Source organism: Qipengyuania sp. NPDC077410 (assembly GCF_044543405.1).
In the GTDB taxonomy this organism is placed as follows: Bacteria; Pseudomonadota; Alphaproteobacteria; order Sphingomonadales; family Sphingomonadaceae; genus Qipengyuania; species Qipengyuania pacifica.
The window spans coordinates 575,300-601,612 of record NZ_JBITWB010000002.1; the positions used below are offsets into that span (position 1 = coordinate 575,300).

At 61.1% G+C, this 26,313-nt stretch carries 27 protein-coding genes; 18 read left to right on the forward strand and 9 right to left on the reverse strand.

Annotated elements, in window-relative coordinates; translation table 11 throughout:
* Position 1 precedes the first annotated feature (1 nt).
* From ACIGGE_RS10820 to gorA, 4 genes are all read left to right on the forward strand, one after another.
* Entirely contained in the window at positions 2–406 is a 405-nt protein-coding gene (locus tag ACIGGE_RS10820) for a GtrA family protein (RefSeq protein ID WP_103023159.1), read from the forward strand.
* A 231-nt stretch (positions 407–637) separates the two neighbouring features.
* Positions 638–2,002 (forward strand): DEAD/DEAH box helicase, encoded by a 1,365-nt coding sequence (locus ACIGGE_RS10825; RefSeq protein WP_397490350.1) that lies wholly within the window; start codon positions 638–640, stop codon positions 2,000–2,002.
* 75 nt (positions 2,003–2,077) lie between these two features.
* Entirely contained in the window at positions 2,078–2,764 is a 687-nt protein-coding gene (locus ACIGGE_RS10830) for a CDP-alcohol phosphatidyltransferase family protein (RefSeq protein ID WP_301642573.1), read from the forward strand.
* An 82-nt stretch (positions 2,765–2,846) separates the two neighbouring features.
* Positions 2,847–4,199, forward strand: a complete 1,353-nt coding sequence (gorA, locus tag ACIGGE_RS10835) for a glutathione-disulfide reductase (protein ID WP_397490351.1) — start codon at positions 2,847–2,849, stop codon at positions 4,197–4,199.
* On the opposite strand, the gene ACIGGE_RS10840 is transcribed toward gorA, so the two are convergent.
* Complete coding sequence (locus ACIGGE_RS10840) at positions 4,196–5,293, reverse strand: NAD(P)/FAD-dependent oxidoreductase (RefSeq protein ID WP_397490352.1); 1,098 nt, start codon at positions 5,291–5,293, stop codon at positions 4,196–4,198. The two genes, gorA and ACIGGE_RS10840, sit on opposite strands and share 4 nt — an antisense overlap.
* Before the next feature lie 67 nt (positions 5,294–5,360).
* Here ACIGGE_RS10840 and ACIGGE_RS10845 point away from each other — a divergent pair, with 67 nt between their 5' ends.
* The 7 genes from ACIGGE_RS10845 to ACIGGE_RS10875 all read left to right on the forward strand — a co-directional run bounded on the left by ACIGGE_RS10845 (position 5,361) and on the right by ACIGGE_RS10875 (position 10,492).
* Positions 5,361–6,380 carry an NAD-dependent epimerase/dehydratase family protein gene (locus tag ACIGGE_RS10845; protein WP_397490353.1) on the forward strand — a complete coding sequence of 340 codons (1,020 nt, stop codon included), beginning with the start codon at positions 5,361–5,363 and terminating at the stop codon, positions 6,378–6,380.
* A gap of 109 nt (positions 6,381–6,489) precedes the next feature.
* Positions 6,490–7,044 carry a TspO/MBR family protein gene (locus ACIGGE_RS10850; protein WP_103023164.1) on the forward strand — a complete coding sequence of 185 codons (555 nt, stop codon included), beginning with the start codon at positions 6,490–6,492 and terminating at the stop codon, positions 7,042–7,044.
* A gap of 31 nt (positions 7,045–7,075) precedes the next feature.
* Positions 7,076–7,324: an accessory factor UbiK family protein gene (locus ACIGGE_RS10855; RefSeq protein WP_103023165.1), complete on the forward strand. Its 249-nt coding sequence runs from the start codon at positions 7,076–7,078 to the stop codon at positions 7,322–7,324.
* A gap of 60 nt (positions 7,325–7,384) precedes the next feature.
* On the forward strand, positions 7,385–7,633 hold the full coding sequence (locus ACIGGE_RS10860) for a hypothetical protein (protein WP_103023166.1): 249 nt from the start codon (positions 7,385–7,387) through the stop codon (positions 7,631–7,633).
* A gap of 26 nt (positions 7,634–7,659) precedes the next feature.
* The gene (locus tag ACIGGE_RS10865) at positions 7,660–8,259 is read left to right on the forward strand and encodes a DNA repair protein RecO (RefSeq protein ID WP_103023167.1); all 600 of its coding nucleotides are present in this window, start codon (positions 7,660–7,662) and stop codon (positions 8,257–8,259) included.
* The gene (gene leuB / locus ACIGGE_RS10870) at positions 8,256–9,323 is read left to right on the forward strand and encodes a 3-isopropylmalate dehydrogenase (protein WP_397490354.1); all 1,068 of its coding nucleotides are present in this window, start codon (positions 8,256–8,258) and stop codon (positions 9,321–9,323) included. Before ACIGGE_RS10865 ends, leuB begins: the two co-directional genes overlap by 4 nt.
* A gap of 56 nt (positions 9,324–9,379) precedes the next feature.
* Positions 9,380–10,492 carry a glycosyltransferase family 2 protein gene (locus ACIGGE_RS10875; protein WP_397490355.1) on the forward strand — a complete coding sequence of 371 codons (1,113 nt, stop codon included), beginning with the start codon at positions 9,380–9,382 and terminating at the stop codon, positions 10,490–10,492.
* A gap of 22 nt (positions 10,493–10,514) precedes the next feature.
* On the opposite strand, the gene ACIGGE_RS10880 is transcribed toward ACIGGE_RS10875, so the two are convergent.
* Together ACIGGE_RS10880 and ACIGGE_RS10885 are read right to left on the reverse strand one after the other, a co-directional pair.
* Positions 10,515–11,786: a phospholipid carrier-dependent glycosyltransferase gene (locus ACIGGE_RS10880; RefSeq protein WP_397490356.1), complete on the reverse strand. Its 1,272-nt coding sequence runs from the start codon at positions 11,784–11,786 to the stop codon at positions 10,515–10,517.
* A 43-nt stretch (positions 11,787–11,829) separates the two neighbouring features.
* On the reverse strand, positions 11,830–12,216 hold the full coding sequence (locus ACIGGE_RS10885) for a hypothetical protein (RefSeq protein WP_397490357.1): 387 nt from the start codon (positions 12,214–12,216) through the stop codon (positions 11,830–11,832).
* 87 nt (positions 12,217–12,303) lie between these two features.
* On the opposite strand from ACIGGE_RS10885, the gene ACIGGE_RS10890 reads away from it, so the two are divergent.
* Both ACIGGE_RS10890 and ACIGGE_RS10895 read left to right on the forward strand, forming a co-directional pair.
* Entirely contained in the window at positions 12,304–12,828 is a 525-nt protein-coding gene (locus ACIGGE_RS10890; protein WP_397490358.1) for a TetR/AcrR family transcriptional regulator, read from the forward strand.
* A gap of 41 nt (positions 12,829–12,869) precedes the next feature.
* Positions 12,870–14,075 (forward strand): trans-sulfuration enzyme family protein, encoded by a 1,206-nt coding sequence (locus ACIGGE_RS10895; protein ID WP_397490359.1) that lies wholly within the window; start codon positions 12,870–12,872, stop codon positions 14,073–14,075.
* Here ACIGGE_RS10895 and ACIGGE_RS10900 read toward each other — a convergent pair.
* Positions 14,072–14,485, reverse strand: coding sequence for a DUF6628 family protein (locus tag ACIGGE_RS10900; RefSeq protein ID WP_146029810.1), 414 nt, complete (start codon positions 14,483–14,485; stop codon positions 14,072–14,074). The two genes, ACIGGE_RS10895 and ACIGGE_RS10900, sit on opposite strands and share 4 nt — an antisense overlap.
* Positions 14,486–14,985: 500 nt before the next feature.
* Between ACIGGE_RS10900 and apaG the strand changes: the two genes are divergently transcribed.
* Complete coding sequence (gene apaG, locus ACIGGE_RS10905; RefSeq protein ID WP_103023442.1) at positions 14,986–15,384, forward strand: Co2+/Mg2+ efflux protein ApaG; 399 nt, start codon at positions 14,986–14,988, stop codon at positions 15,382–15,384.
* 3 nt (positions 15,385–15,387) lie between these two features.
* Here the strand turns inward: apaG and ACIGGE_RS10910 are convergent, their stop codons facing one another.
* The gene (locus ACIGGE_RS10910; protein ID WP_397490360.1) at positions 15,388–16,914 is read right to left on the reverse strand and encodes a Ppx/GppA family phosphatase; all 1,527 of its coding nucleotides are present in this window, start codon (positions 16,912–16,914) and stop codon (positions 15,388–15,390) included.
* Positions 16,911–19,076 carry an RNA degradosome polyphosphate kinase gene (locus ACIGGE_RS10915; RefSeq protein WP_397490361.1) on the reverse strand — a complete coding sequence of 722 codons (2,166 nt, stop codon included), beginning with the start codon at positions 19,074–19,076 and terminating at the stop codon, positions 16,911–16,913. Before ACIGGE_RS10915 ends, ACIGGE_RS10910 begins: the two co-directional genes overlap by 4 nt.
* Positions 19,077–19,208: 132 nt before the next feature.
* On the opposite strand from ACIGGE_RS10915, the gene ACIGGE_RS10920 reads away from it, so the two are divergent.
* From ACIGGE_RS10920 to ACIGGE_RS10935, 4 genes are all read left to right on the forward strand, one after another.
* Complete coding sequence (locus ACIGGE_RS10920) at positions 19,209–20,006, forward strand: LysR family transcriptional regulator (RefSeq protein ID WP_103023177.1); 798 nt, start codon at positions 19,209–19,211, stop codon at positions 20,004–20,006.
* 228 nt (positions 20,007–20,234) lie between these two features.
* Positions 20,235–21,815, forward strand: a complete 1,581-nt coding sequence (locus ACIGGE_RS10925) for a Tad domain-containing protein (protein ID WP_397490362.1) — start codon at positions 20,235–20,237, stop codon at positions 21,813–21,815.
* A complete protein-coding gene (locus ACIGGE_RS10930) occupies positions 21,812–22,441 on the forward strand; it encodes a TadE/TadG family type IV pilus assembly protein (RefSeq protein WP_397490363.1) in 630 nt (209 codons plus the stop codon). Before ACIGGE_RS10925 ends, ACIGGE_RS10930 begins: the two co-directional genes overlap by 4 nt.
* Positions 22,434–23,069 (forward strand): TadE/TadG family type IV pilus assembly protein, encoded by a 636-nt coding sequence (locus ACIGGE_RS10935; protein ID WP_397490364.1) that lies wholly within the window; start codon positions 22,434–22,436, stop codon positions 23,067–23,069. Before ACIGGE_RS10930 ends, ACIGGE_RS10935 begins: the two co-directional genes overlap by 8 nt.
* Positions 23,070–23,081: 12 nt before the next feature.
* On the opposite strand, the gene ACIGGE_RS10940 is transcribed toward ACIGGE_RS10935, so the two are convergent.
* From ACIGGE_RS10940 to ACIGGE_RS10950, 3 genes are all read right to left on the reverse strand, one after another.
* Positions 23,082–23,723 (reverse strand): GNAT family N-acetyltransferase, encoded by a 642-nt coding sequence (locus ACIGGE_RS10940; RefSeq protein ID WP_397490365.1) that lies wholly within the window; start codon positions 23,721–23,723, stop codon positions 23,082–23,084.
* A 103-nt stretch (positions 23,724–23,826) separates the two neighbouring features.
* Positions 23,827–24,759 (reverse strand): hypothetical protein, encoded by a 933-nt coding sequence (locus ACIGGE_RS10945; RefSeq protein WP_397490366.1) that lies wholly within the window; start codon positions 24,757–24,759, stop codon positions 23,827–23,829.
* Positions 24,750–26,129 (reverse strand): glycosyltransferase, encoded by a 1,380-nt coding sequence (locus ACIGGE_RS10950; RefSeq protein WP_397490367.1) that lies wholly within the window; start codon positions 26,127–26,129, stop codon positions 24,750–24,752. Before ACIGGE_RS10950 ends, ACIGGE_RS10945 begins: the two co-directional genes overlap by 10 nt.
* Positions 26,130–26,313 lie beyond the last annotated feature (184 nt).

Here is a 26,313-nt window from a genome sequence, read left to right on the forward strand (position 1 = left end):
CATGTTCGCTCGTTTCTTCACCCGCCCTGCCGGTCGCATGCTGTTGCGTAACACCGTGGTCAGCACCGGCGTCTTCCTGCTCGGTCTGGCGGTGCTGTGGGTTCTGGTCGAGAAGGCGGGAATGAATGCGGTACTGGCGACGGGATTGAGCTTCCTCGTCGCTAATAGCATCCACTATATTTTCGGCCGAACTTGGATTTTCGCCGGATCGGATCGCAAGCTTTCTACCGGCTATGCGATATTCCTCATGAATGCCATGATCGGTCTGGCAGTGACGGTCGGACTGTTCTGGGTGCTGACAGAACTCACCCCGATGAATTATCTGGTAGCGCGCGTAATCGTGTCGGTTTTCGCCGGCCTTGCCGTTTTCGGCCTCAACGCTTCGATCAATTTCCGTCAGGTCTGACGCCATTACAAATGCTCATCCGCGCGAATTGAATTGACTTTTTGCACTGCAGCATCCAGATGACTGCATCGAAGCGCGCTAGCCAGCGTGAAGCGGCGATGCCTAAAAGTTCATCGCCCCGGCCGCGCCTCGGTCCATATTTCCAGACTTCCCTTTTCACGCGGGTGGTTATTCAACCCCGCGACCGCGCGCCGATTTCGGCTGCGCGCCGCATATCGAATGCGAGTAAACATGACTCAGTTTTCAGATCTCGGGCTGTCGCAGCCCGTTCTTCAGGCCCTCGACCTGAAGGGTTACAGCGAACCCACTCCAATTCAGGCACAGGCGATCCCGGCCGTCCTCGAAGGGCGCGACCTCATGGGCATCGCGCAGACGGGGACCGGCAAGACGGCCGCCTTCATGCTGCCCAGCATCGACCGCCTGCGCGATGCCGACCGGCAGACGCCGTTCAAATCCTGTCGTATGCTGGTGCTCGCGCCGACGCGCGAACTGGCTGGGCAGATTGCCCAAAGCGCCAAGGATTACGGCGCACTTGCCGGCCTCAAGGTGCAGAGCATCGTCGGCGGTACATCGGTCAACAAGGACCGGAACAAGCTGCATCGCGGCACCGATATTCTCGTGGCGACGCCCGGTCGACTGCTCGACCTGATCGATCAGAAGGCCTTCACGCTCGACAAGGTCGAAGTGCTTGTCCTCGATGAAGCCGACCAGATGCTCGATCTGGGCTTCATTCATGCGCTGCGCCGGATCAGCCAGCTCGTGCCGGAAGATCGCCAGACGCTGTTCTTTTCGGCAACCATGCCGAAGCAGATCCAGGAACTGGTCGGCAAATATTGCCGCAACCCGGTCAAGGTCTCGGTCACGCCGGAAAGCACGACCGCAGAACGCATCGACCAGTATCTCTTCATGGTTCAGCAGGACGAGAAGCAGACGCTGCTCGAAATGATCCTGTCCGAACGCCATTCGGTACCCGGCAAGTTCGAGCGCGTGCTGATCTTTGCCCGCACCAAGCATGGTTGCGACCGGATCGTGAAGAAGCTGTCGCAGGTCGGCATCCCGGCCAACGCTATCCACGGCAACAAGAGCCAGCCGCAGCGCGAACGCGCGCTCGATGAGTTCAAGCGCGCCAAGACCCCTATTCTCGTCGCGACAGACGTTGCGGCTCGCGGGATCGATATTCCAGGCGTCAGCCACGTCCTCAATTACGAATTGCCCAATGTGCCGGAACAATATGTCCACCGCATTGGCCGGACGGCGCGTGCGGGCAAGGACGGCATCGCCATTGCCTTTTGTGCCGAAGACGAGCGCGATTATCTGAAGGATATCCGCAAGAAGACCGACGCCGAATTCGAGCGCCTTCCGCTTCCGGACAATTTCCGTGCAGTGGTCGAAGGCGTCGGACCCACGAAGCGCGAACAGAAGCCCCGCCTGGCGAGGCCGAAAGTTCGCCCCACGGGCGATGCGGCCAAGAAGCGTAAACCGAAGGTCAAGCATCCCAACCGCGCTGGTGCACCGAAGCGGGAAGGTGCGCCGGCTGGAGGCAAGAGCAGAAGCGGCAATCGCCGCCGTCGTTCAGGCGCTCGCCAGCCTGGCTAGCCCATCAGCATGAGAACAGGGGCATGCCCCTGTCCACATGATGTCATCCGCCTTGTCATTATCGAGCGCAACCGCATGGAACCTGCTTTCAAGCCGAAGATCACTCCGATCGATCGCATTCAGGAAAACCTGGTTGCCCGGGTGGAGCGGCGTGCGCTGAACTGGCTCTGCGCCAGAATGCCGCGGCGCGTATCTCCGGATATGCTGACGGCATTCGGGATGTTTGGCGCGCTGCTGGTCTTCACGGGCTATCTCGGCAGCAATCTGGATCCTGACTGGCTGTGGCTCTCGATCGGCGGATATGTCGTTCACTGGCTGGGGGACTCCCTCGATGGCAGCCTCGCGCGCTTTCGCAAGATCGAACGCCCGCGTTACGGCTATTTCCTCGACCATAGCTGCGATGGTTTTGCGACCACGCTGCTGGTGGTCGGGATCGGCCTCAGTCCCTTCGTATTGCTCGAAGTATCCCTAGTGGCGCTGGCAGGGTATCTGCTCATGTCGATCCATGCTTTTCTGTCGGTTCGCGTGCTTGGCGAACTGCGCCTTTCCTACCTCAATGCCGGGCCTACGGAGATGCGGCTGATCCTGGTTGCCCTGACCCTGGCAATGTACATCGCCGGGCGCGAAGCTCCCGTTCTGTGGCAACTCAATCCGTTCGATATTTTTGTGGGCGGGGTAGGCATACTGCTGGTCACGCTGTTCGTGACACAGACAATTCAGGTCGCGCGGCGGCTGGCGGTTGAAGAGCCTCCGCTCAACTAGCTGAAAATACTTTCCCTGGTCCGACCTTGGCAAACGCCCGATGCGTCGCGATATCGCGGGCCTGCGCAACGAGGAGCCCCGCATGTCCGACAAGTACGATTTCGATCTTTTCACAATCGGCGCAGGGTCTGGGGGCGTACGCGCCAGCCGGGTCGCGGCTGCCCACGGAGCGAAGGTCGCAATCGCTGAAGAACATCGGGTCGGCGGTACCTGTGTCATCCGCGGGTGTGTTCCCAAGAAGATGCTGATCTACGGCGCGCATTTCGCCGAGGATCTGAAAGACGCGCGCAATTTCGGCTGGTCTACCGAAAATGCCAAGTTCGACTGGGTAACCCTTCGCGACAACGTCTTGAACGATGTCGACCGCCTCGAAGGCGCCTATACCGAGACGCTGGAGAATAACGACGTCTCCATCTATCACGAGCGTGCCGAGATAACCGGACCTCACGAAATCACGCTGGCCAGCGGGACCAAGGTCACCGCCAAGCACATTCTCATCGCTACGGGTGCCCGTCCGCGGATGCCGGAGTGCCAGGGTGCGGAACACGCGATCAGTTCGAACGAGGCGTTCCATCTCGATGAACTGCCGAAGAAGATCATCATCGCAGGCGGCGGGTACATCGCGAATGAATTTGCCGGTATCTTCAACGAGTTCGGCTGCGATGTTCACATCGTCAATCGCGGTGACAAGCTGCTGCGTAGCTATGACGAAGCGGTTCGCGACCGGCTTCTGCAGATTTCGACGATGAAGGGCATCAAGTTCCGCTTCAACACCACTTTCGAATATATCAAGCCGTGCGACGACGGCGGGTATTTCGTGAAGATGTCCGATTGCGACGAGGAGAAGGCCGATCTCGTCATGTTTGCGGTCGGCCGTATTCCGAATACCGAAGGGCTCGGTCTTGAAACTGCCGGTGTAGAGCTTGGCGACAAGGGCGAGGTCAAAGTCGACCGGTTCAGCAAGACCAATGTGGATCACATCTACGCGGTGGGCGACGTGACGGATCGCGTGCAGCTGACACCTGTCGCCATTCGCGAAGGCCAGGCTTTTGCCGACAGCGTCTTCGGGAAGGGGGACCCAATTGCCGTGGACCACGGCTGCATCCCGAGTGCGGTTTTCAGCCATCCGCCCATCGCCGCGGTCGGCATGACCGAAGGCGAGGCAAAGAACAAACTCGGCAGCGTGAAGGTCTATCTGTCCGACTTCCGACCGATGAAGAACGTCCTCGCTGGGCGTAACGAGCGTAGCCTGATGAAGATGATCTGCGACGGCGACAGCGGGAAGATCGTGGGCATTCACATGATTGCACCCGAAGCCCCGGAAATGATGCAGGCGGCTGCGATTGCGGTGAAGGCCGGTCTGACCAAGGCGGATTTCGATGCCACGACCGCGATCCATCCGACGATGGCGGAAGAACTGGTCCTGATGCGCTAGTTCAGCCGCATGAGCGACAGGTCTTCGGGCCTGACGTTCACGGCGCGCAATTCGCCAGGCCATGCGCTGCGGGTGACCAGTGCCTCTGCAGCCAGGGCCATGGCGGGGGAAGTCTGCAATCCGAAGCCGCCCTGGCCGGCGAGCCAGAAGAAATCCGGTGCGTGGCTGTCGAAGCTGGCTATGGGCAAACGGTCGGGCGTAAAGCTGCGCAGACCGGCCCATTTGCTCGCCAAGCGCGGGATCGTGAGGGTGGTCGCCTGCTCGACTTCCCATGCGGCGCGGGCGACGTCTTCATCCTCGGGCTGGGCATCGCAGGGCGCGCTTGTCCCTTCGTCCATGGGGCAGGCTAGGAGGCGTCCGGCGCCTTCGGGTTCGATATAGAAGCCCGGGCCGACCGTTTTGGTGAAGGGCCATGTGGAGACATCGATCGGGACGTCGAACGTGATGACCGTACGGCGTAGCGGGCGGATGCTGATGGGTTTGACCTGCGCTAGTCCGGCAATCTCGTCGACCCAGGCCCCGGCGGCGTTGACGACCGTTCTTGCAGCGTAGCTGGTGCCCGGCGTATCGACGATCCAGCGGGTGCCATCGTGCTGCATTCCCGTGACCGGAGCGCCGCAAGCGATCGAACCTCCGTTTTTAATCAAGGCTTTACGATGCGTTTCGAGCATGGAGTGTGCATCGAGTTTGCGGCCGTTTTCGTCGAGCAGGGCGCCGCAGATCCGGTCTTCGCGCAGAACCGGGACCAGTTCGCGCGCCTCGGATACGGAGAGGCGCCGCGCCTGCGAGGACCATTCACTATAGTGATATGCAAGTCGATCAAGCGTATGATCCTGCTGTTCGAGAGCGACGAACAGTGCCGAATGGCGCCAAGCGTTCGGTTCTTCGAGCAAGGGGATGCTGGCCGCCGTCAGGGCCCGGACCAGGGCGCTGTCCATGTCGAAATGGGCGAAGGCGGCGCTACGTCCCGAAGCATGGACACCCGGAGCCGCTTCCGCTTCGCACACGACCGTCCTGCCGTGCCTTGCCAGCCGGGATGCAGCCGACAGGCCGGCGATCCCGGCGCCGATGACGAGATAATCGATCTGCAGCATGGTACCTCGTTGCTCCTCGAAACCAATCCGCCTAGCCTTCTTGCGTGCATAACGACGGGGGACGCAGATGACAGCTACGGTACTTGTGACGGGCGGCACAGGCTATATCGGCGGAGAAGTGATCGATCGGTTGCTGGCGAGGGACTACACCGTCCACACGACGGTCAGGAACAAGGCGAAGAGCGAACCGAAATTGCGCAGCCGGTGGGGTGGCGCTGGCGAGCGCCTGAAAGTGTTTCAGGCCGATCTGCTGAGCGACGAGGGCTGGGCGGAGGCGAATGCGGGTTGCAGCGCGGTTGCCCATGTCGCCTCGCCGTTTCCCCTGCGGGTACCGAAGAACAAGGACGAGCTAATCATTCCCGCCCGCGAGGGCACGCTCCGCGCACTCGAATTCGCCACTGCGGCAGGTGCTGAAAGGTTCGTTCAGACCAGCAGTGCCGCGGCGATCGCCTATGGGCAACCGGACAAGGATCATTTCACCCATCTCGACTGGACGGATCTTACCGCAGGGGTCCCGCCCTATATCGAGAGCAAGACGGTGGCTGAACGCGCGGCGCGCGACTGGGTGGCGATCCATGCGCCGGACCTGATTTTCTGTTCGATCAATCCGGTCGCCGTTTTCGGCCCGGTTCACGACGATGACATGTCGACTAGCGTGGAAATCGTGAAGAAGCTGATCGACGGATCGATCCCGCTGATCCCGAACATGGGTATCTGCGTGACCGACGTGCGCGATGTGGCGGAAGCGCATGTCCGCGCAATCGAGGCGCCTGCGGAAAAGGTCCGCGGCGAGCGCTTTCCGACGAGCGAGAAGTTCCTCTGGATAAGCGAGATGGCCGACATCATCCGCCAGCGCGTGCCCGAGCATGCGGGCAAGGTACCAAGCCGCCCGATGCCGAACTGGCTGGTGCGTGTGCTGGCGCTGTTTCTGGACGAAATGAAGCAGATCAAGAGCGAACTGGGCAATGTGCGCGATGTATCCGGCAAGCATACCGAAGACGTGCTGGGCATGCGTTTCATACCGGCGGAAGAAACGCTGGAAGCCACCATCCGCAGCCTGGTGGCCAAGGGAATAGTCAAGGTTTGACCCCGTGATCGGCCCGCACCGGCATGGGACGGAATTGCCATGCTGCATTGCCACCTGCGCGGTGTCTCGCCAGAAAGCGCATGAAACGAATCGTTGACGGGGTAAATGGATGAACATGCTGGCGTCGCGCGGGCAGCTGCGCGCAAGTTTCATTCGGTGGGCGCTCTTCACCGTGCCACTTTGCGTGTTGCTTGGATTTCTGGCGGGCCGTTTGGGCAGCCCGGACACGGCATGGTTCGCTGCTCTGGAGAAGCCCGGCATTTTCCCCGAACCCAAGTGGTTCGGCATCGTGTGGACTATTCTCTACATCATGATCGGGCTCGCCGTGGCGGTAGTCGCATCGGCCTGGGGGGCCCGGGGACGCAGCACCGCGCTGTGGGTTTTCGCCATCCATTTCCTGCTCAACCTGTCGTGGAGCTATGTCTTTTTCGGCGCGCAGCAGATCACCGGTGGGCTGATCGTCCTGGCGCTGATCGTGCTGACCCTGCTGGCGGTGATCGCGCTGTTCTGGCGCGTGCGCAAGCTGGCGGGGGCCCTGCTGCTGCCGTACCTCGCCTGGGTCCTGTTCGCGAGCGTGCTGAACTATCAGTTCCTCCAGCTCAATCCCGATGCCGACGGCGGCGATGCCAATGGCGCGGTCGAACGCGTGCGCATCGGCAATTGATACGGGCGGGGTCTGCGCCTAGATAGTAGCCATGCAAAGCCAGAACCCCATGATCGCCGATTTCGTCAAACTCGCCAATTCGGCGGCCGGAACCCTTGCCGGCATGGGCCGCGAAGCGCGCGACGCTGCGCGCGAACGCGCCAAGGAAACCTTCGGCGGCATGGACTTCGTCAGCCGCGAGGAATTCGACGCGGTCAAGACGATGGCCAGCAAGGCGCGCGAAGAAGCCGAGGATCTGAAGGCCCGCGTAACCGCGCTCGAAGCCCGTATCGGAAGCTGACGAGGGCCGCGGGAACCCGCTGCCAATTCAGGGTGTTGCAGTTCCTGAAAGGGGCTGCACATGTTTACCCAGCTCAATCCCCCGATACCCTTGCACGTTCTAGGGAAAGGTGACGGCTACGCTCTGGCCGTGATCGATTACGGCCAGGAGCATAATCTGATCTGGGTCACCGCCATCGACGATACGGGCGAGATCTGGTGCGCTCCCAATCCGGAAATCCGCATGCAGGCCAACTGGAGCATGGGGCGCGGCAAGGGTCTGGCCGTGGCTGCATCGAAGGAAGCGCTGCGCCAGCAAGTCTCGACTTGAGCATCCGTTAGCTTAAGGCGGGAGCCATGCACCTCACCGCACCCGCCATTCTGGTCGCAGCCCGCCCGCATGGGGAAACGGCGGTGATCGCACGGATGCTGACCGAGGAGAGCGGGCTGGTTGCCGCCTATGTCGCAGGGGGACGGGGGCGGCAATTGCGCCCCGTCGTTATCCCGGGCAATCTGGTGCAGGCCGATATTCGTGCCAAGTCGGACAGCCAGTTGCCGTTCGCCCGGCTGGAACTGGTAACGAGCCGCGGGCCATGGCTGAGCGAGCCGCTGCCCGCCGCCGCCATCGCCTGGGCCACCGCGCTGACGGCCAGCGTGCTGCCGGAACGCAATGCCTATCCCGCGCTCTACGGTGCGCTCGGCGGATTGCTCGATGCGATCTGTTCGGCGCAAGCGGCGCGGCAGTGGGTAGAGGCGCTGGCCGTGTACGAGGCGCTGATGCTGCGCGAACTCGGTTATGGCGGAGAACGCCCGGCGATAGCGAACCTTGGGCAGGCCTTGGAAATTCTCGACCGGCAGGAGCCCCTTATCGCACGCTACCTGCTTGCCGATACCCGCACCGACGTCCTAGCTGCACGACAACTCTTGCGGCAGCGACTGGCACGGATGGTAGAATGAAAATTGCGGTATTTGCAGGTGACGGGATCGGGCCGGAAGTAACGGCACAGGCGCTGCGCGTGCTGGACGAACTTTCCCTTCCCGGGCTGACCCTGTACGAAGGCGATGTAGGTGCCGTCGCCTATCGCCGCCACGGCCAGCCCCTGCCGGACGAAACGCTGGAGATGGCGCGGGCGGCCGATGCCGTTCTGTTCGGAGCCGTCGGCGATTTTTCGTGCGACGATCTGCCGCGCCACCTGCGCCCGGAGCAAGCCATTCTGGGTCTGCGCAGCGAGCTGGGCCTGTTTGCCAATCTGCGCCCGGCAGCCGGTTTTCCGGGGTTGGAGCACCTGTCGTCGCTCAAGCCCGAGATTGCGCGCAGTATCGACGTGCTGGTGGTGCGCGAACTGAACGGTGACGTGTATTTCGGTGACAAGGGCGAGCGGGCGAGCGCCGGCGGCCGCGAAGGGTGGGACGCCATGTCCTATAACGAAGCCGAAGTGCGCCGCATCGCGCACACCGCCTTCCGCGCCGCGATGGGACGGGGCAAGAGGCTGACCAGCGTGGACAAGGCCAATGTGCTGGAAACCAGCCGCATCTGGCGCGAAACGGTGATCGACGTCGCCAAGGATTATCCCGAGGTCACGCTGGATAACATGTATGTCGACAATGCTGCGATGCAGATGGTGAAGGCCCCCGGGCAGTTCGACACGATCGTCACCGGCAATCTGTTCGGCGATATTCTTTCCGATCAGGCCAGTGCCTGTGTCGGATCGATCGGACTGCTGGCAAGCGCCAGCCTGGGCGAGCGCCAGACCGAATATGGCACATTCGGCCTTTACGAGCCGATCCACGGCAGCGCGCCCGATATTGCGGGGCAGGGCAAGGCCAATCCGGTTGCCGCCGTGCTGAGCCTTGCCATGCTGCTGCGCCACTCGCTCGGCCGGGAGGACGAAGCGGTACGCGTGGAGCGCGCGGTGGAGGGTATTCTTGCCGATGGAATATTCGGCGGAGATCTGGGCGGCAATGCCACAACCGGCGAAATTGGCGATGCCATTGTTAGCAAGCTGCTAACCATATCTTGAGGATTGCGGCATAAGCGGGTGAAGCAATGGACATGAACCCGGAAACGCAGCCTTCCATGGCCTCCACCTCCGCAGCCAGCGCTCTCGAGCTGGCGATAATTCTCCCCACTCTCAACGAGCGGGACAATCTTGCCCCGCTGGTAGAGCGGATCGAAGGCGCGCTGGGGCGGTCCGGCTGGGAAGTCATGATCGTGGACGACAATTCCGCCGACGGGACCAGTGACGAGGCGCGCCGCCTTTCCCTGTCCGATCCGCGCGTGCGGGTCATCCAGCGGATCGGTCGCCGCGGCCTGTCGAGCGCCGCGATCGAAGGTTTCTGTGCCACCGCTGCGCCCTATGTGGCGGTGATGGACGCCGATCATCAGCACGATCCCAAACTGCTGGTCGAGATGCTGGCAGCCGTGAAATCGAGCGAGGCCGACGTCGCCGTGGCCAGCCGCTTTGCCGAAGGCGCGAGCATGGCCGAATGGAACCGGCCCGACCGCGAAAAGCTTTCGAGCGTCGCTAACACGCTTGCTCGCAAATTGACCGGGGTCGACCTGTCCGACCCGATGAGCGGATTCTTCCTGCTGCGCAGCGCCACGGCGCGCGAGCTGGTGCCGGGCCTTTCGGGGATCGGTTTCAAGATCCTGCTCGACCTGCTCGCCACTTCCGAAACACCGCTCAAGGTGAAGGACTTCCCGATGAATTTCTCCGCCCGCCGTTCCGGCGAAAGCAAGCTCGACCGGGCGATCGCCCTCGATTTCCTGGCCGGTCTTTACGACAAGAGCTTCGGCCGGGTCATTCCGACGCGCTTTGCGCTGTTCGGCACGGTCGGGGTCATCGGCGTGGGTGTCCACATGGCGATCCTCTACGCCTTCATGCTGGTGGGCGGTGCGAATTTCAGCTGGAGCCAGGCGGTCGCGACCTTCGGCGCGATGACGTTCAATTTCTGGCTCAACAACTTCCTCACCTACCGCGACCGGCGCCTGAAAGAAGCGAACAAAGTCTTCTGGGGCTGGGTCAGCTTCATCGCCGCCTGTTCCATCGGCGCTTTCGCCAATGTGGCCGTGGCGACGACGCTGCACGATCGCGGGTTGCCGACTGTCGTGGCCGCGCTGGTCGGCATCGGCATCGGTTCGGTCTGGAATTATGCCCTGTCCAGCCGCTTCGTCTGGGGACGGTACTGACCCGCGGAAGCTGACAGCGGCGCTAGCGCCAGCTTGCGAGCCAGGTCCAGACCTTGAAACTGTCGGGCCCGGCGAGCGGTGCGGCGCTGATGATCGGGTAGAACCAGGCGAACATCAGCACGCTGCCGATCACGGGCGCAAGCGCGGATTTGCGCCAGCCATTGCGCCATAGCGCATCGCAGGCCAGCGCCAGTGCAGCGAGCAGGGCCATGCTGGGCAGGCTGTAATGGTAATAGAACTGCACCGGCTTGTTGGCGAAGATCCAGAAAGCCAGACTGACGGTGTAGACGACCACCGCGCCGAGGGCGGCCCAGTAGCGGCGCACCACGCCATGCCAGGCACACCATGCGAGGGCCGGGAGGCCGAGAATCATGGTCAGCGGATTGCCGATCAGCATGATGCCGCGCTGCACCCCGTCCACCGGTTCGTAGAGATACCAGATCGCGCGGGCATTCAGCACCCATTGTTCCCAGGTCGACTGATAGGGATGCGGCTTGAGCACGTTTTCCTGCTGCATGAGCATGAACTGGTGGTGGAAGATCAACCCTTCGGTGATGGGATTTTCACGAAAGAAGAAGGCCGGCAGGAAGCTGGCGGCGTAAACGGCCAGCGGAACGACGCCGAGCCATAGCGCGGCTTCGACCAGCGTCGTGCCGGGAACGGGCGCGCCGCGGCGGCTGAGGAAGAGGCGGCGGCGTCCCGCTGCCGCGCGGGCAAAGAAGAACACCAGACCCGGCAGCATGGCCACCGTGATCGCATTCCATTTGGCTCCCATGGCAAGGCCCAGCGCGATGCCCGTCAGCGCCAGCCGCCAGCGCCCCTGTTCCGGCTGCCGGATCGCCCCGGCGAACTGCCACGCGGCGACGCACAGGAAGGTCAGGTAGAAAATGTCCAGCATCGCGATGCGGGCATGGATGAAGAGGTGGAAGCCGGTGGCCACCAGAACGCCGTAGGAAAGCGTTGCGAAACGGCTTTGCGTGCCGAACCACAGCGCGCGCATGGCGGCAAACAGGGCCAGCGTTCCGAACAGGGTCGGCAGCAGGCGCCAGCCCCAGGGATTGTCGCCGAACAGGGCGATGCCGAGCGCGATCAGTTCCTTGCCGACCAGTGGATGTTCGCGGTTGATGAAAGTGCCCAGCGTCAGAAACTCGCGCGCGGCGGGCAGGTAATGGACCTCGTCGAAATAGGGATGGGTGACGACGGTCAGGAACGGCAGGCAGCCCAGCAGGAAGGCGAGCGCCAGGGCGGCGCACCAGCGGATCGGGTCCTTGGGTTGCTCTGGCGCGCGGCTCATCGCCTGCTGGCTTAGAAAAGCCGCGCGTGCGCATCAAGCGGGATCAGTGGGTTGTGCGCTTCTCCAGCCAGAACAGGCGCGCAACCATGGCCAGAAGGCCGATGCTGGCGGTGAGGGCGGTGAAGATCACCCATGGCACGATGTTCATTCCTGCTGCGCGGGCGCGGGGAACGACGAAGAAGAGCGCGGTCCCTGTCGCGAACAGCAGGTCCCACCACACCTGTACGCCCCACAGATTGGTGGTGTGGTTGGTCCAGACGAGCACCACGCCTTCCTTGAAGACGGTGATCGCGGTGTAGCCGAAGAAGGCAGCGGACAGCACTGCGGCCAGCAGCGCGCTGCCCGTCGCTTCGCGATTGGCCAGCACATGGGCGATGACGAGCAGAATGGCGCCCGCGCCGCCTGCAGCGAGGATTTCATAGGACGTCATGGCAGCATCTCCCGAATGTATGTAGCGACTGCTACACTTGTAGCGATTCGTAGCGCTCGCTACAAGTCGGGAATGGCGCCCAACCGTATGTCCCGCGAAACCCTTCTGCCCATGATGGCAGGATATGTGCTGGAGAACGGCCTTGCCGATGTCTCGCTTCGCCCGCTGGCGAAGGCGGCGGGAACGAGCGACCGGATGCTGCTCTATCATTTCGGCAGCAAGGAGGAGCTGGTCGCCGGGCTGCTGGAATATCTGGCCAGCATGTATGCCGCTACGCTCGACGCGGCTTTTCCCGATGGGGCAGCAACTTCGCGGCGTTCGCTCGCCGAGGCGGTTCTTAGAACCACGGCTCAACCGGACTTTGCCCCTTTCATGCGGGTGTGGTGGGACATCGTTGCAGGATGCGCGGACGGTAATGCCCACTATCTCGCCAGCGCCGGAGCGATGGCCGACAGGCTGCTGGAATGGATCGAGACGCATCTGCCGACCGACGACCCCAATCCCGTTGCCGGCGCACGAGCGGTGCTCGCGGTAATCGAAGGGGCCATGATGCTGCGGACCATCGGGCGCGGCGATATCGGTGAAGCGGGGCTTGCCGCGCTGGAATCCTAATCTGCTTGCGGGGCGGGGCCTCCGTGCTATCTCGCCGCGCTATGAAAAAGACTACTGGCATGGACCGTTCCGTCACCTCCAAATGGCGCCCCGCGACGCAGGCCGTGCGCGGCGGCACGTGGCGTAGCGAGCAGGGCGAGACCAGCGAGGCACTGTTCCTCACCAGCGGCTATACCTATGACGATGCGCAGACCGTCGCCGATCGCTTTGCCGGCGAAGCGGCTGGAATGACCTATTCGCGCCTCCAGAACCCGACCGTCGCGATGCTTGAAGAGCGTATCGCGCTGATGGAAGGGGCCGAGGCCTGCCGTGCGCAGGCGAGCGGCATGGCCGCGATGACGACTGCGCTCTTGTGCCAGGTTTCCGCTGGCGACCACGTGGTCGGCGCGCGGGCCGCCTTCGGTTCGTGCCGCTGGCTGCTCGATCACCTGTTGCCGCGCTTCGGGATCGAGACGACCGTCGTCGACAGTGCGGACGATGATGCGTGGGAAGCCGCGATCCGGCCGAACACGAAGGTGTTCTTCTTCGAAACGCCGGCGAACCCGACGCTCGACGTCGTCGATCTGGCGCATGTCTGCGGGGTTGCGCGCGCGCATGGCATTACCACCGTCGTCGACAATGCCTTTGCCACCAGCGCACTTCAGAAACCGATGGAGTTCGGCGCGGATGTGGTTGCCTATAGCGCGACAAAGCTGATGGATGGCCAGGGCAGGGTGCTGGCGGGTGCCGTATGCGGATCGCAGGAGTGGATCGACGAGGTCCTGCTGCCCTTCCAGCGGAATACCGGCCCGAACATTTCACCCTTCAATGCCTGGGTCGTGCACAAGGGGCTGGAAACGCTAGACCTGCGCGCGCGCAGGCAGAGCGAGAATGCAGTGGAACTGGGCAAGTTCGTGGAAAGCCGCGTACCCAAGATCCTGCACCCGGGGCTGCCAAGCCACCCACGCCATGAACTGGCGCAGGCGCAGATGGTCGCCACCGGGCCCATCTTCGCGCTGGACGTGCGGGATCGGGCCACAGCCTTCGCCCTGCTCGACGCGCTGGAACTGGTCGATATTTCGAACAACATCGGGGATGCACGCAGCCTCATGTGCCATCCCGCGAGCACCACCCACGCCGGCATGAGCCAGGAAGCACGCGACGAGATGGGCGTGACCGAAGGACTGCTGCGCATCAATGTCGGGCTGGAAGATGTCGAGGACATCAAGGAAGATCTCGACCGCGCCCTGGCGACAGCGGGGCTCTAGCGTCGCCAGCGATTGCGGGTGGCGATCCGCTCCAGTTCCTCGCCCAGAGCATGGGCAGTCGTCATGGCGACCGGACAGGAGGAATCGTCGGTGAGCACGCCATGGACGTCCAGTCCGGCGCCGCCGACGAGTGCCATCAGCAGCCCTTCGTCGCGCGTCATCCCCGCTGCACAGCAGGGGGCAAGGAGGATGCGGCGCTGCGAAGTCCGGGCCAGATCGACAATCAGCGCCCGTGCCAGCACCAGAAGCTTGCGGAAATCGGTGCCGCCGGCGTCGAGGGCTAGCATGGTCGCCCGTGCGTCATGTAGACCGTGACCTGCCATTCTTCGCAGTATGACGAGCCCCAAGGTCTGATGCCGTCGTGCGGGGAGGGGAAGCTCGAGAGCGGTCGAATCATGCGGATGGGCCATGCGATCTCCTTCGCGGCCCATAGTATGCAAATGATAATCATTCGCAAGTGACGAGTTCGAGGTTTTCCTTTTCAGGCGGTCCTGAAAGGGCGTTGAAGGGAATAGAAACTTTGAAAGTTGGCGCTGGGATCACCGTCCGCGGCATGACCCACGGGAATTGAATCGCTGCCGAGAGATAATAAAAGAGACGTCGGTCAGAGCGCCAGCAGAACCATTCCCGCAATCGGCGCAATGAGCGCCAGATTGACGAACGAATCTCCGCAATGGTCGCGGGCCAGCTGCCCGAAGAATGCGATGATCATGTTCAATCCCCCGATTGCCACAGTCCGGGCTCGCCCGAACTGCTGTCCGTGCCCGTCTAGAGCCCGCCTCTTAGGAGACTGTCACGAGTCACGGTAAAGCGGAATTAACCTTTCAAAGGCCCTCGGGGCCGCGTGTATCGGGGAAATTCCTGCGCACATACTTGCACAAGGGGATCAGGGCATTAGGTTGGCCATGTGATCAAGGAGCTTTTCCAGCATGCCGCAATGACCGACGGGATAACCGTTCGGGTCGCGGTGAACTTCCTGCCCGAACAATCCCGCCCAGAGGCCGGGAAATGGTTCTGGGTCTATCACATCCGTATCGAGAACGGTTCGCACGAGCGCGTCCAGCTAATCACCCGGCACTGGCGGATTACCGATGGGGCGGGCATGGTCAGCCATGTCGACGGGGAAGGCGTGGTCGGTGAAAAGCCCGTCCTTATGCCTGGTCAGAGCCACGATTACGTATCGGGTTGCCCACTGGATACGCCGCATGGCTCGATGGAAGGGTTCTATACATTCCACGCGGAAGACGGGTCGCCGATGGAAGTCCGCATCCCGTTCTTTCCGCTCGCGGCGCCTGCCACCGCAAACTGAAGCTCATTCTTCCTCTTCGCTCAGTTCGGAAACCGCGAAGCTTCCAATTTTTATCTTCGGCTTGAGGTCCAGCCATTCCGCCAGGATTTCGAAATCGCGCGTTGCGGGATAGATTGCGAGAGCTGCGCGGCTTTCGTCCAGACGCAGGACCAGGCTCTTCTTCTTGCGTTTCAGAGCGCTGGTGGTGAGCGACATCCTGCTGCCACCCCCCAATCGGCGTGCGAGGCGGAAACCCAGCCCCCAGGTTACACCCTCGCGCAAGTCGTCGTCACTGGCGAGCACACGCAGCCTTTCGGGCAATTCGGTGCGGCCCATGCTGCCGAACAGCGCAGCGCAGATCATTGCGCGGCCCCTTGCATCCAAATCGATCCAGCGCTTGCCAAGCGACCATTCGATCGCATGGCTGTCGCGCAGATTGGGTTCCACCCGCTGGAGTGCGCCGGACAATTGCGCTGCGGCCAGGCGCAGACGTTCGTTCAGCGTTCCATCGCCGTCGGCGAGATCGACTGTCCAGGCCGCAAGTAAAGTCGCTTCGGTGATCGATGCATCGCGAGGAGCCGCATAGGCTGTCACACCCGCCAGAAGCGGGTCGGCCTGCATCTGCCCGGGTTCGAGCCGTGAATAGAGCAAACCTTCGCGCAGGCCCCAGGACGAGAACACCAGTTCGTCCGGACCGATCTCGTCCAGCAGCGGGCAGAGCAGGGCCGCGGCATCGGGCAGATAATTGGCGCGCATCGGGCTGATGCCGGAGATGTCGATCAGCTTTTCCGGATCGGCCGCGACGAGTTCCTTCGCCAGCCTGCGGGCATCGTCGGGCAGCAGTGAAAAGCCATGCGGATCGGTCAGCGGGTAATCGATGTATCGCATGGCGTAAGCCGCAAGCGCGCGCCATGTGCCGCCGACCATATACATCGGGCCGGTGTGGGCAGCGGCCCAGCCGACCGATGCGAGCTGTTCGTGCACCGCGCTTTCGAATGCTTCCGGGCCTTCCGCGCGAAGCGCGGGCAGGCGAAGGGTGCCCAGCCTCAGGCTCGACGCTTCGCGACAATCATTGTCGGCGATCGAAACCAGTTCGAGGCTGCCCCCGCCGAGATCGGCGACGACACCCTTCGCACCGGGAAAGGCGCCCAGAGCGCCCATGGCCGAGGCGCATGCCTCTTCCTCGCCCGACAGAAGGCGTGGTGTCAGCCCGAGTTTCGCGACGGCTTGCAGGAATTCCCCGCCATTTTCCGCATCGCGGGCCGCTGCGGTTGCAACGGTCTGCACATCTTCCACGCCGAGATCGGAAATGATGAGCGAATAGCGCGCGAGAGCAGCGAGCGCCTCGTCCCATGCTTCCTTGGGGATCCGTCCCGTATTGGAAAGGTCGCGGCCAAGGCGCGCAGCGACTTTCTCGTTCCAGACCACTTCGGGCGCACGCCCGGTGCCTTCGTAGATGACCATGCGCACCGTATTCGAACCGATGTCGATCACCGCGCGCGGCGGCTGGATCAGGCGGCGTTGCCATTTGGCCGAACGGGATTTGTTCATGTCTCTGCCCCTCCAAGGGTCAGGCGAGGGACTTCGTGATCGGTCAGGGCTGCCCCGCGGCCCGACAGCGATGGATTGGACATGAAGTACTGATGGCAGTTGAACCCGCCATCATCGGTCCGCATGCGCCGGTACTGGCCATCCGGGTCCAGCCTCCAGCTTTGTTCGGTATCGAGGATATTCGCCAGCATGACCTGCCCGAGCACCTGGTCGTGGACCGTCTTATTGGTGATCGGGACCATGACTTCCACGCGATGTTCCAGATTGCGGCTCATCGCGTCGGCACTGGTGAGATAGACTTTCGCCTGGCGGCTAGGCAGCGTCTTGCCATTGGCAAACGCCCATACGCGTGAGTGTTCGAGGAAGCGGCCGATGACCGACTTCACGCTGATATTCTCGGAGATGCCGGGCAGGCCAGCCCTGAGCGAGCAGATGCCGCGAACCACCATGCGGATTTCCACTCCGGCGCGGCTGGCTTCGTAAAGCTTGTCGATAACCGCGCGGTTGGTAATCGAATTGAGCTTCACCCAGATACCGGCAGGCTTGCCCGCCTTGGCATTGGCAATCTCGGCATCGATCAGTTCGTAAAGATGTTCCTGAAGGCCGATCGGCGACAGCGATATGCGTTCCAGCTGGTCGGGCTCGATATAGCCAGTGATGAAATTGAACATCTTCGCCGCGTCGCGCCCAAGCGTCGCATCGGCCGTGAAGAAGCTGAGATCGGTATAGATCTTCGCGTTCACCGGGTGATAATTGCCGGTGCCGAAGTGGCAATAGGTGCGATAGCCGTCTTCTTCGCGCCTGACGACGAGGCTGACCTTGGCGTGCGTTTTCCAGTCGGTAAATCCGTAGATGACCTGCACGCCGGCCCGCTCGAGCTCGCTAGCCCAGTGAATGTTGCGCTCTTCATCGAACCGGGCCTTGAGTTCGACCACGGCCGTCACTGCCTTGCCGTTCTGGGCAGCTTCGATGAGCGCCGCGATGACCGGGGACTGGTCGCCTGCGCGATACAGCGTCTGCTTTATGGAAACCACGGCGGGATCGACCGCAGCCTGATGCAGGAAATCAACCACCACATCGAAGCTTTCGAAGGGATGGTGGATGACGATGTCCTTCTCGCGGATGGCGGCGAAGCAATCGCCGTCATGTTCGAGAATGCGTTCGGGATAGCGCGGACTGAAGGGTTCGAACTTCAGATCCGGGCGCGGCTCGCCGCAGATGGTGGCTAGATCGGCCAGGCCAAGCATCCCGTTCGTCTTGACGATCATCGCCTCTTCGACATCGAGCTGATCGCGCAGCAGCGCCTCGGACACCTCGTCGCAATCGTCGTCCAGTTCCAGCAGAACCGTCCGGCCGCGTCGCCGTCTCTGGATGGCGGTGCGGAAATAGCGCACGAGGTCTTCGGCTTCTTCTTCGACCTCGATGTCGCTGTCGCGCAGGACGCGAAAGATGCCGTCGCCCAGCACCTTGAAACCGGGGAAAAGCTGGTCGGCAAAACGCGTAACCAGCTGTTCGATGCCCACGTAGATCGCTTCATCGCCCGGGACACGAACGAAGCGCGGTGCGCCGCTGGGGATCAGCACCATCTCGATCAGATCGGCCTGCCGCTTCCCGCGCTTGAGACGGAAGATCACCCCGATGCCCCTGTTCGCCACGAAGGGAAAAGGGTGGCTGGGATCGATCGCCTGCGGGGTGATCAGCGGCAGAATGTCGCTTTCGAAATAGCGCGCCAGCCAATTCTTGCAGTCTTTCGACAGATCGTCGATCGATGCCAGCAGGATGCCTTCCTGCGAAAGCAAATCGCGCAGGGTTTCCAGACTTGCCTGCTGGCGATCTTCCAGCGCGAGCAATTGTTCGCGGATCGCGGCAAGTTGCTGGCGCGGGCTCGACCCGTCTATGCCCAGCGTTTCGATGCCGCGCTGCACCTGCCCCTCCAGCCCGGCGATCCGGACCATCGTAAACTCGTCGAGATTGCTCGCCGAGATGGACAGGAAGCGCAGCCGCTCCAGCAGAGGATACCGCTCGTTCTCGCTTTCGGCCAGGACACGGCGATTGAAGGACAGCCAGCTCAGTTCGCGATTGGTATAGCGATCCTCGGGCGCAAGCTGCGCAAGCGCTTCGGCGTCATTGGCCGCTACGCGGGAAGGGAATTCCGTACTCATCGGGCTACGAGGCGGGGGCATGGGCTTCCAATATGACGGTTGAATTACACTGTGCCCTGATGGCAGGGAAAGAAAAGGCCCTTTCTCTGCATCTTGTTTCCTGCGCCGGTCGCATTTAAGGCGCAACGCACCATGAAGCGCACCCATCTGCCCCTGAACGCCCTGCGCGTCTACGATGCCGCGGCGCGGCACCTGTCGTTCACACGCGCTGCCGACGAACTGGCGGTCACCCCGGCCGCGGTCGGCCAGCAGATCCGCGCGCTAGAGGATCACCTGGGCACCGTGTTGTTTCGTCGCACCAGCAAGGGGCTGGAACTGACACAGGAAGGCGCGGCCGGTCTGGACGCGCTGCGCGAAGGGTTTCTGAAGTTCGAAGAAAGCGTGTCCGCCATGCAGGCGGGCCAGGCTTCGGACAGTTACACGATAGCCTGCCCGCGTGAATTCTATGCGCAGTGGCTCGCACCGCGGCTGGCAAAGTTCGGGGAGGGGGATGCTGATATCCGCTTCACCTTCGTGGCGGACGAGAATGCCGATTTCACCGAAGCCAATCTCGATTGCGCCATCCGGCTGGTCGACGGGCCGGGCGACCTGCAGGGGATCGAACTGGACGAGGCTCGCCGCGTTACCGTTGCGCGTCCGGCCGAGCACGGCGGGGCGCCCGACAAGTGGATCGACTGGGGCCTGCCGCTGCAGGACGGTGTCGCTGCGCATGTCACCGTCTCCAATGCCGGACAGGCGCTGTCGTCGGCCTTGGCCGGGTTGGGTAAGGCGATCCTGCCGGAACTGCTGGCAAAGGAATCGATCGATGCCGGCAGGCTGGAGGTGCTGGACGGCCCCCATACCGGGACGCGCGCGTACTGGTTAGTTGCGCCAACCCCGCAATGGCGTACTAAAAAGGTCAGGTCGCTGGTCTCGTTCCTTTCGGAATAGAAAAGGGTTGCCAAATTTGAATAGATTTTCTTGCGGATGTGCATGAAAAAATCATATTTTTTCTTGGCTGGACTTTGAACTCTTTTCCCGCGCTGCGATATTCAAAAGATATTTATTTCTCTTTTGACTATTCGTCATTGTTTCGAATTTTAAGCCGAAATTAACCACAAATTCCAAGCCGGGCTTAACGCGGCAATGGCTACCCCACAGCCACAGGGGGCTAGCTTAATGATCCGCACTTTGCGCAATCTACTGACCGATACCAAGGGTAATACGCTGGCGATCTTCGCCGCGGCCCTGGTGCCGCTCGTGGCGATGATCGGTAGCGGGTTGGACCTGAGCTTTGCCTATATGGCCAAGGCGAAATTGCAGAACGCATGCGACGCTGCAGTGCTGGCCGGGCGGCAGTCAATGGACGGCAATTTCTGGAAAGAGGCCAACGAAGCCGAAGCGCATAAGTTTTTCGACTTCAATTTCCCGGTTGGAATGATGGGCACTCAATCGGTTCGCTTTACCGTTGAACAAGACCCAGAGGATAGAGCCCAGCTTGTTGGCTTCGCCGCGGCATCTCTGCCGACCAAGATGATGTATATTTTCGGCTTCGATGCCATTCCCATTGAAGCGAATTGTAATGCCAAACGCGATCTTGGTCACAACGATGTCATGTTGGTGCTCGACACGACCGGCTCAATGAATGAAAGCATCGACAGCATCACTAAAATTGATCGCCTGCGCACCGGGGCTTCTGGTCTTTATCGAGCGCTTGCAGACACTGAAAATGATGCAATCACTCGCTTCGGCATTGTTTCTTATTCGCACACAGTGAATGTCGCGCGTAGCCTGCGGGACCGAGATATTCTTAGGAATCAGACCTACGTCGATGGGATATTCTCGTGGGAAGAGTGCACTTATTTCCCACCATATCTTTATAATTGTCGAGGTGACGGCAAAACTTATAATATAGAAAAAGACATGCCGTACCTTGGACAAAAAGGGTCCAGATATGGTCGCGCCACTTTTATCAGACGTACTGGAAGTAAGACTGTTCACATCAACAACACGCGGTGGTCTTCTCCGGCTGGGACCTCTGAAAGTATAGTCAATTTTCGTGAGAGTGGGGATGGCTGTATCGAGGAGCGCTCTAGTATTGGGGAGAAGGGGACTTCGATTTCCATTTTGCAGACTGTCTCTCAAGCCGACATTGATGCTGTCGCCAGGAATGACAACGAGCGGGAACGCCAATGGGGCCGCTACGATCCGGAAATCGAAGAAGGTGAATCACAGAGTGGCTGTCCGTCCGAATCTCAAAAACTGCAAGTTTACGAGACAGAAGCAGACTTCAATCGGGCAATTAGTAGTGCAACCGCGAACGTCACTGGGGGGACGTATCACGATATAGGAATGCTTTGGGGCGCGCGGTTTCTTTCGCCAACCGGAATGTTCGCATCGGACAATCCAACCAGCCATGGCATCGTCCCGGTAAATCGGCATATTGTGTTCATGACCGATGGCAAACTGGATACAGGCGATTCCCTGTATTCGGCCTACGGGATCGACAAGTATGACAAGCGCATACAAGGTTGGGGAAGTCAGGATCGCAAGCACATAAATCGTTTTCACGCTATTTGCGATCGCGTTAAGTCGGATAGCACCACAATCTGGGTCATTGCTCTGGATGTCACCGACACCGATGAGATCGAGGAATGCGCTAGCAGTGATGCGCACTTTTACACCTCCGATGGATCGGATCTAGAACAGATTTTTGAAAGAATCGGACGCGGGATCGGCAATTTGAGGCTGACGCGATGACTTCTGTTCGGGAGAGAACGCGTCGCCTGCGTCTGAATAAACGCGGCGCAACAATTATCGAATTCGCTTTGATCAGCGCGCCGATGGTATTGTTGCTGATGGGCGGTCTTGAACTTGGCTATAACAGTTACGTCCGCGCCTCCATGCAAGGTGCGCTCAACGATGCGGCGCGCATAGCGGCAGTGGAGTTCCCCGTCATTAATGTCGAGGGCGACACGCTGGGAGATCAGGTGGAAACGCTTATAAAGGCGCAAGTCCAAAATGTTGCGCCTAATGCCGAGATCAAGGTAACCCCAAAAAGCTACTTCGACTTCTCCAACATCAACAACCCGGAGGTTTTGACGAAAGATAGGAACGGTAATGGCGTTTTCGATTTTGGGGACAAGGATTGCTTTATCGACGTGAATGGTAACGGCGTCTGGGATATAGATGCTGGAACGACGGGGAATGGTGGAGCGAGTGACGTCGTCTTTTATACAGCCGATGTCAGCGCACCCCGGCTACTCCCGATCGATGGCTTTCTGCCCGGGGTTGGTCCGACGATTGAGTTCACTCTCAAAACCGCCGTCCGAAACCAGCCCTATGATCACCGAGAAAATCCGGGCGAGGAATGTGGCCGTGACTAATCCGCTTCATCGATTTGGCAAGCTTGGTCGCGATACGCGCGGCTTGGCTTTGACCGAATTCGCCTTCGCAGCGCCAATCTTCCTTACGCTTGTACTTACCGGATTGGAACTTTCCAATCTCGCGCTGGCTCACCTCAAAATAAGCCAGATGGCAATGACCGTCGCAGATAATGCCGGGCGCATAACCGGTGGGCTCAGGGAAACGGATATTTACGAGGTTTTTGCTTCGGCAGAATACACTGGTGACGGGCTCGACTTTGAACCGCACGGGCGCCTGATATTGTCCAGCCTTCAGCATAACAATGCTACTAAAGGAGACGAAGGTCAAACGATCGTATGGCAGCGGTGCTGGGGTAACGACAAGACAATCCGCCCAGCCTATGGCAAAGAGGGCGATGGCAAGAACGACGATAGTTTGAAAGATGGACTAGGCGCTGGCACGTCAAAGATCACCGCGCTGAAAGATACCGCAGTGATGTTCGTCGAAGTAACTTATCATTACCAGCCGCTCGTCTCGACGGCTTTTTTCACGCCGCCGACGATACGTTATGAAAGCGCATTCAACACGCGTGCAGGGAAGAACGATCGACCCAGCAAAGTGCCCGGGGTCGACGAACTCAGCTGCTGAGCAGCCACGATCTCAGCGTTTGCCATCGAAATACGCAAATACGTCGGCCAATCCGGGGGGATCGCGTTCTTCGCGCATCTGTTCCAAAGCCGATGCGACGTCCAGCCTGTATTCCGCCTCCGGCCCGTCCTGGGAGACATGGTGTGCTCCCAGGCGCCGGATGAAACTGCGCGCGGCCTCGTTCTCGCTCAGTACATTGGCCGAAAACGCGGTCAGCCCGCCGGCGAAGGCATTGAGCAGAAGCGTGGCGGCCAGCAATCGGCCGACGCCAAGGCCGTGATAAGCATCGACAACTGCGATCGAGAATTCAGCGATCGGATCGGCGCTGCCCGGGCGAATGGCACGCACCACGCCCATTACCGGCTGTGAAGGGTCGGTAAGGTCCAGCGCACCCCAGGCAAGATGGCGCACTCCGTCCGCACCCAAAAGCCGCTCGATTATCCAGTCGGGCGGGCTTGCCCCTCCGGTGAAGAAACGCAGATAGCGTGAACGCGGACTCATCCGCGCGATACCCTCCCGCAGCCGGATCTCGTCGGCTGGGGTGACGATACGAATGCAGACAGGACGCCCATCTACGAGACTTGTCTCGATCGCAGCATCGCCGCAGCCTTCAGATATGGGAATCCCGGTGCGATCGTCGCCGGTACCGACCATCTTCATCTCCATCACGGCTCTGCATTGCTTGTAACGAAACAGAACCCACCACCCCGTAGCGCGCGCTTTGCCGTTTCGAACCCCTTGATCCGCAGCAAACCGATCAGAAACGCCGCATGACACCTAAACGGCCTTGGACATAGCTGTATCCCGTCCCGACGGAACCGTTGTTCGAAGGCGTGTCGGTGTAGATAATTTCGCCGAATGTCGACCAGTTGCGATCCGTGTCGGGGCTTTGGAAACGGAATTGGGCGAAGTTCGACCGGCGCCAGTCGGTGGCTGCGTCGCGCTGCGCGCCGATGCCCCCCGCGCCGAGCAGTTCCCATCCGCCCACGAACCGGCGAAGCTGCACTACTGGAAGAACCTGTGCGTACCAGCGCGGCGAATAATAATCGAATTCGCGCGGTTCGCTGTCGCGGAAATATCTGCCTCGCAATTGCAGGCTGAGCCCCCATTCCGGTTTCACCACATGCACGTAATTCGCTCGCGCGTGGAGGCGCAGATTCTCCCCGGTGAAATCCTGTATTCCTCCCAGCACTGTCACGATGTTCCGGTCATCGACGGGCAGATCGATGGCTGCCCCTACAAAGGTGGAATAGATGTTTTCATCGAGCCCGCGGGGCGTTTCCACCACGTCACGTTCGATGAAAAGCTCTTTGCGGAAGGGGCTGTTGTCATGGATCGATGCGGACCCGATGACGGTATGACCGTCGGTTCCCGCCAGAATGGACCAGTTCCAGTTCCCGCTGCCACTGGCATAGCGTCCGAACACACGTTCGCGGCTTCGCGTGCCGGTGCCGGATGGATCATACCAGGCCTTTTCCACTCGTATGCCGATACGGTCGTCATCGCCTGCATTGCGCAGATCGAAATCGATTGCCGTACGAAGAATGTCGGTGTCGTCGCTATCGGTGGATGCGAATACCTCGCCCCCCAGCGCGCGGGAAGGCTCGATGTCCTGTGCGGATGCGACACCGGGGAGGGCGGCGCTCAGGACGAGCGCGGCGATCGTCTTGTATGTGGGCGTCAGTTCCATTGTTTGCGGCCTCCTGTCAGTTCGGCGAGGTAGCCCCACACCGAAACGGGCTGCATCAGCAGCGGATAGATGAAAGCGTAGAGAAGGAAGCCGCGCAGGCTCTTCTCCATGTCGATATTGTTGCGTTTCAGCATTCTGGTCTGGATGCGGTAAATGACGACATTCCACAGCGCCGCCAGCGGCAGCACCAGAAGGGTGATCGGCCCGGCCAGCCAGAATATTCCGAGAAAGGCCAGGATCAGGCCTGGAATGAAGGCGAAGGTGAAGGTGAGATCAATGCTGACGAACAGCAGGTTCCACCAGATGAACATGGTGCGCAGCCGTGGAGCGACCAGCAGGCGTTTGTGGATCGCCAGCGCCTCGATCATGCCTCGAGCCCATCGTTTGCGCTGGTTCGACAGGCCCCTCAACGTATCGGGTGCGTGCGTCCAGGCGACCGCGTCCTCCGCATGGCCCGTTTTGTAACCCATGCGAAGTAGTGACCAGGTCAGCACGATGTCCTCGCCCACCGTGTCGGGCCATCCGCCCGCTTCGACCAACGCAGCCTTCCTGTAGATCGAGAACGCCCCCTGCGCGACCAGCGTACCGTTATACATGCCCTGCATGCGCTTTACCGCTGCGATGCCGTGGAAATAATCCCACTGCTGCGCTCGCGTGATCCAGCTATCGTTCTGGTTTCCGACGAGCACCGCACCCGCTACGGCCGCAGTCTCGGGCGAACTGGCGTGCAGATGCTCGACCAGCGCGACAAGGCAGCCTTTCTCCAGCAGCGTATCGGCATCGATCGTCACCACCAAATCGTGCGCGGCGAGGGCCAGTCCGTCGTTCAGCACGCGTGCCTTGCCCCGGTTCTGCTTTTCACTGACGAGCAGCAGGTCGCGCCCGCTCGACCCCGCGAACAGTGCCTCGGCATCCCGCACGGCCGTGGCCGTCCCGTCGGTCGAGCCGTCGTCCAGCACCATGATCTGCAGCGCGCCGGGATAATCCAGCGCGGCGATGCTGCGCAGTGTCTCGCCGATCAGCGCTTCCTCGTTATAGGCGGCGATGAGGATGCTCAGCGCGGGCCATTGCTCGGGCGTGCGGCGCAGGGCATGGGGCCGCAGCACCAGGCTGGCCATGAGAAACGCGTTCATGAAGCCAGGCACATAGGCGACGAAAGCCAGCACGAACAACGCTGCCAGCGGGTGGGTAAGCCCGCCCAGATCGCTCAGCCAAGGTAGCGACAGCCAGATGCTGAACACGACCCACCCCAGCGCCAGGATCAGCGACAGGCCAAAGCGCCCTGCGGCCCAGCGGTCTCGCCGGTGACCCTCTTCCCGGATCCGGTCGGGTTGCCAGCCGTGCGAAAGCCGCGCTGTGCTCTCCGCCATGATGTCCCTCCGATACTGGCAGACGATGTCACCTGGCGCGCTGTGCGCACAGGTTCCGTCGTAGATTCAAGGGTTTGTGGTTAACGGTGCGATAACCGCGCCTGCGAACCCTTCGCTAAGGTTGCGCGCGCAGGAGGACATGGCAGCCACAGGGGATGTTCCATGTTCGACACGCTCGGCGACC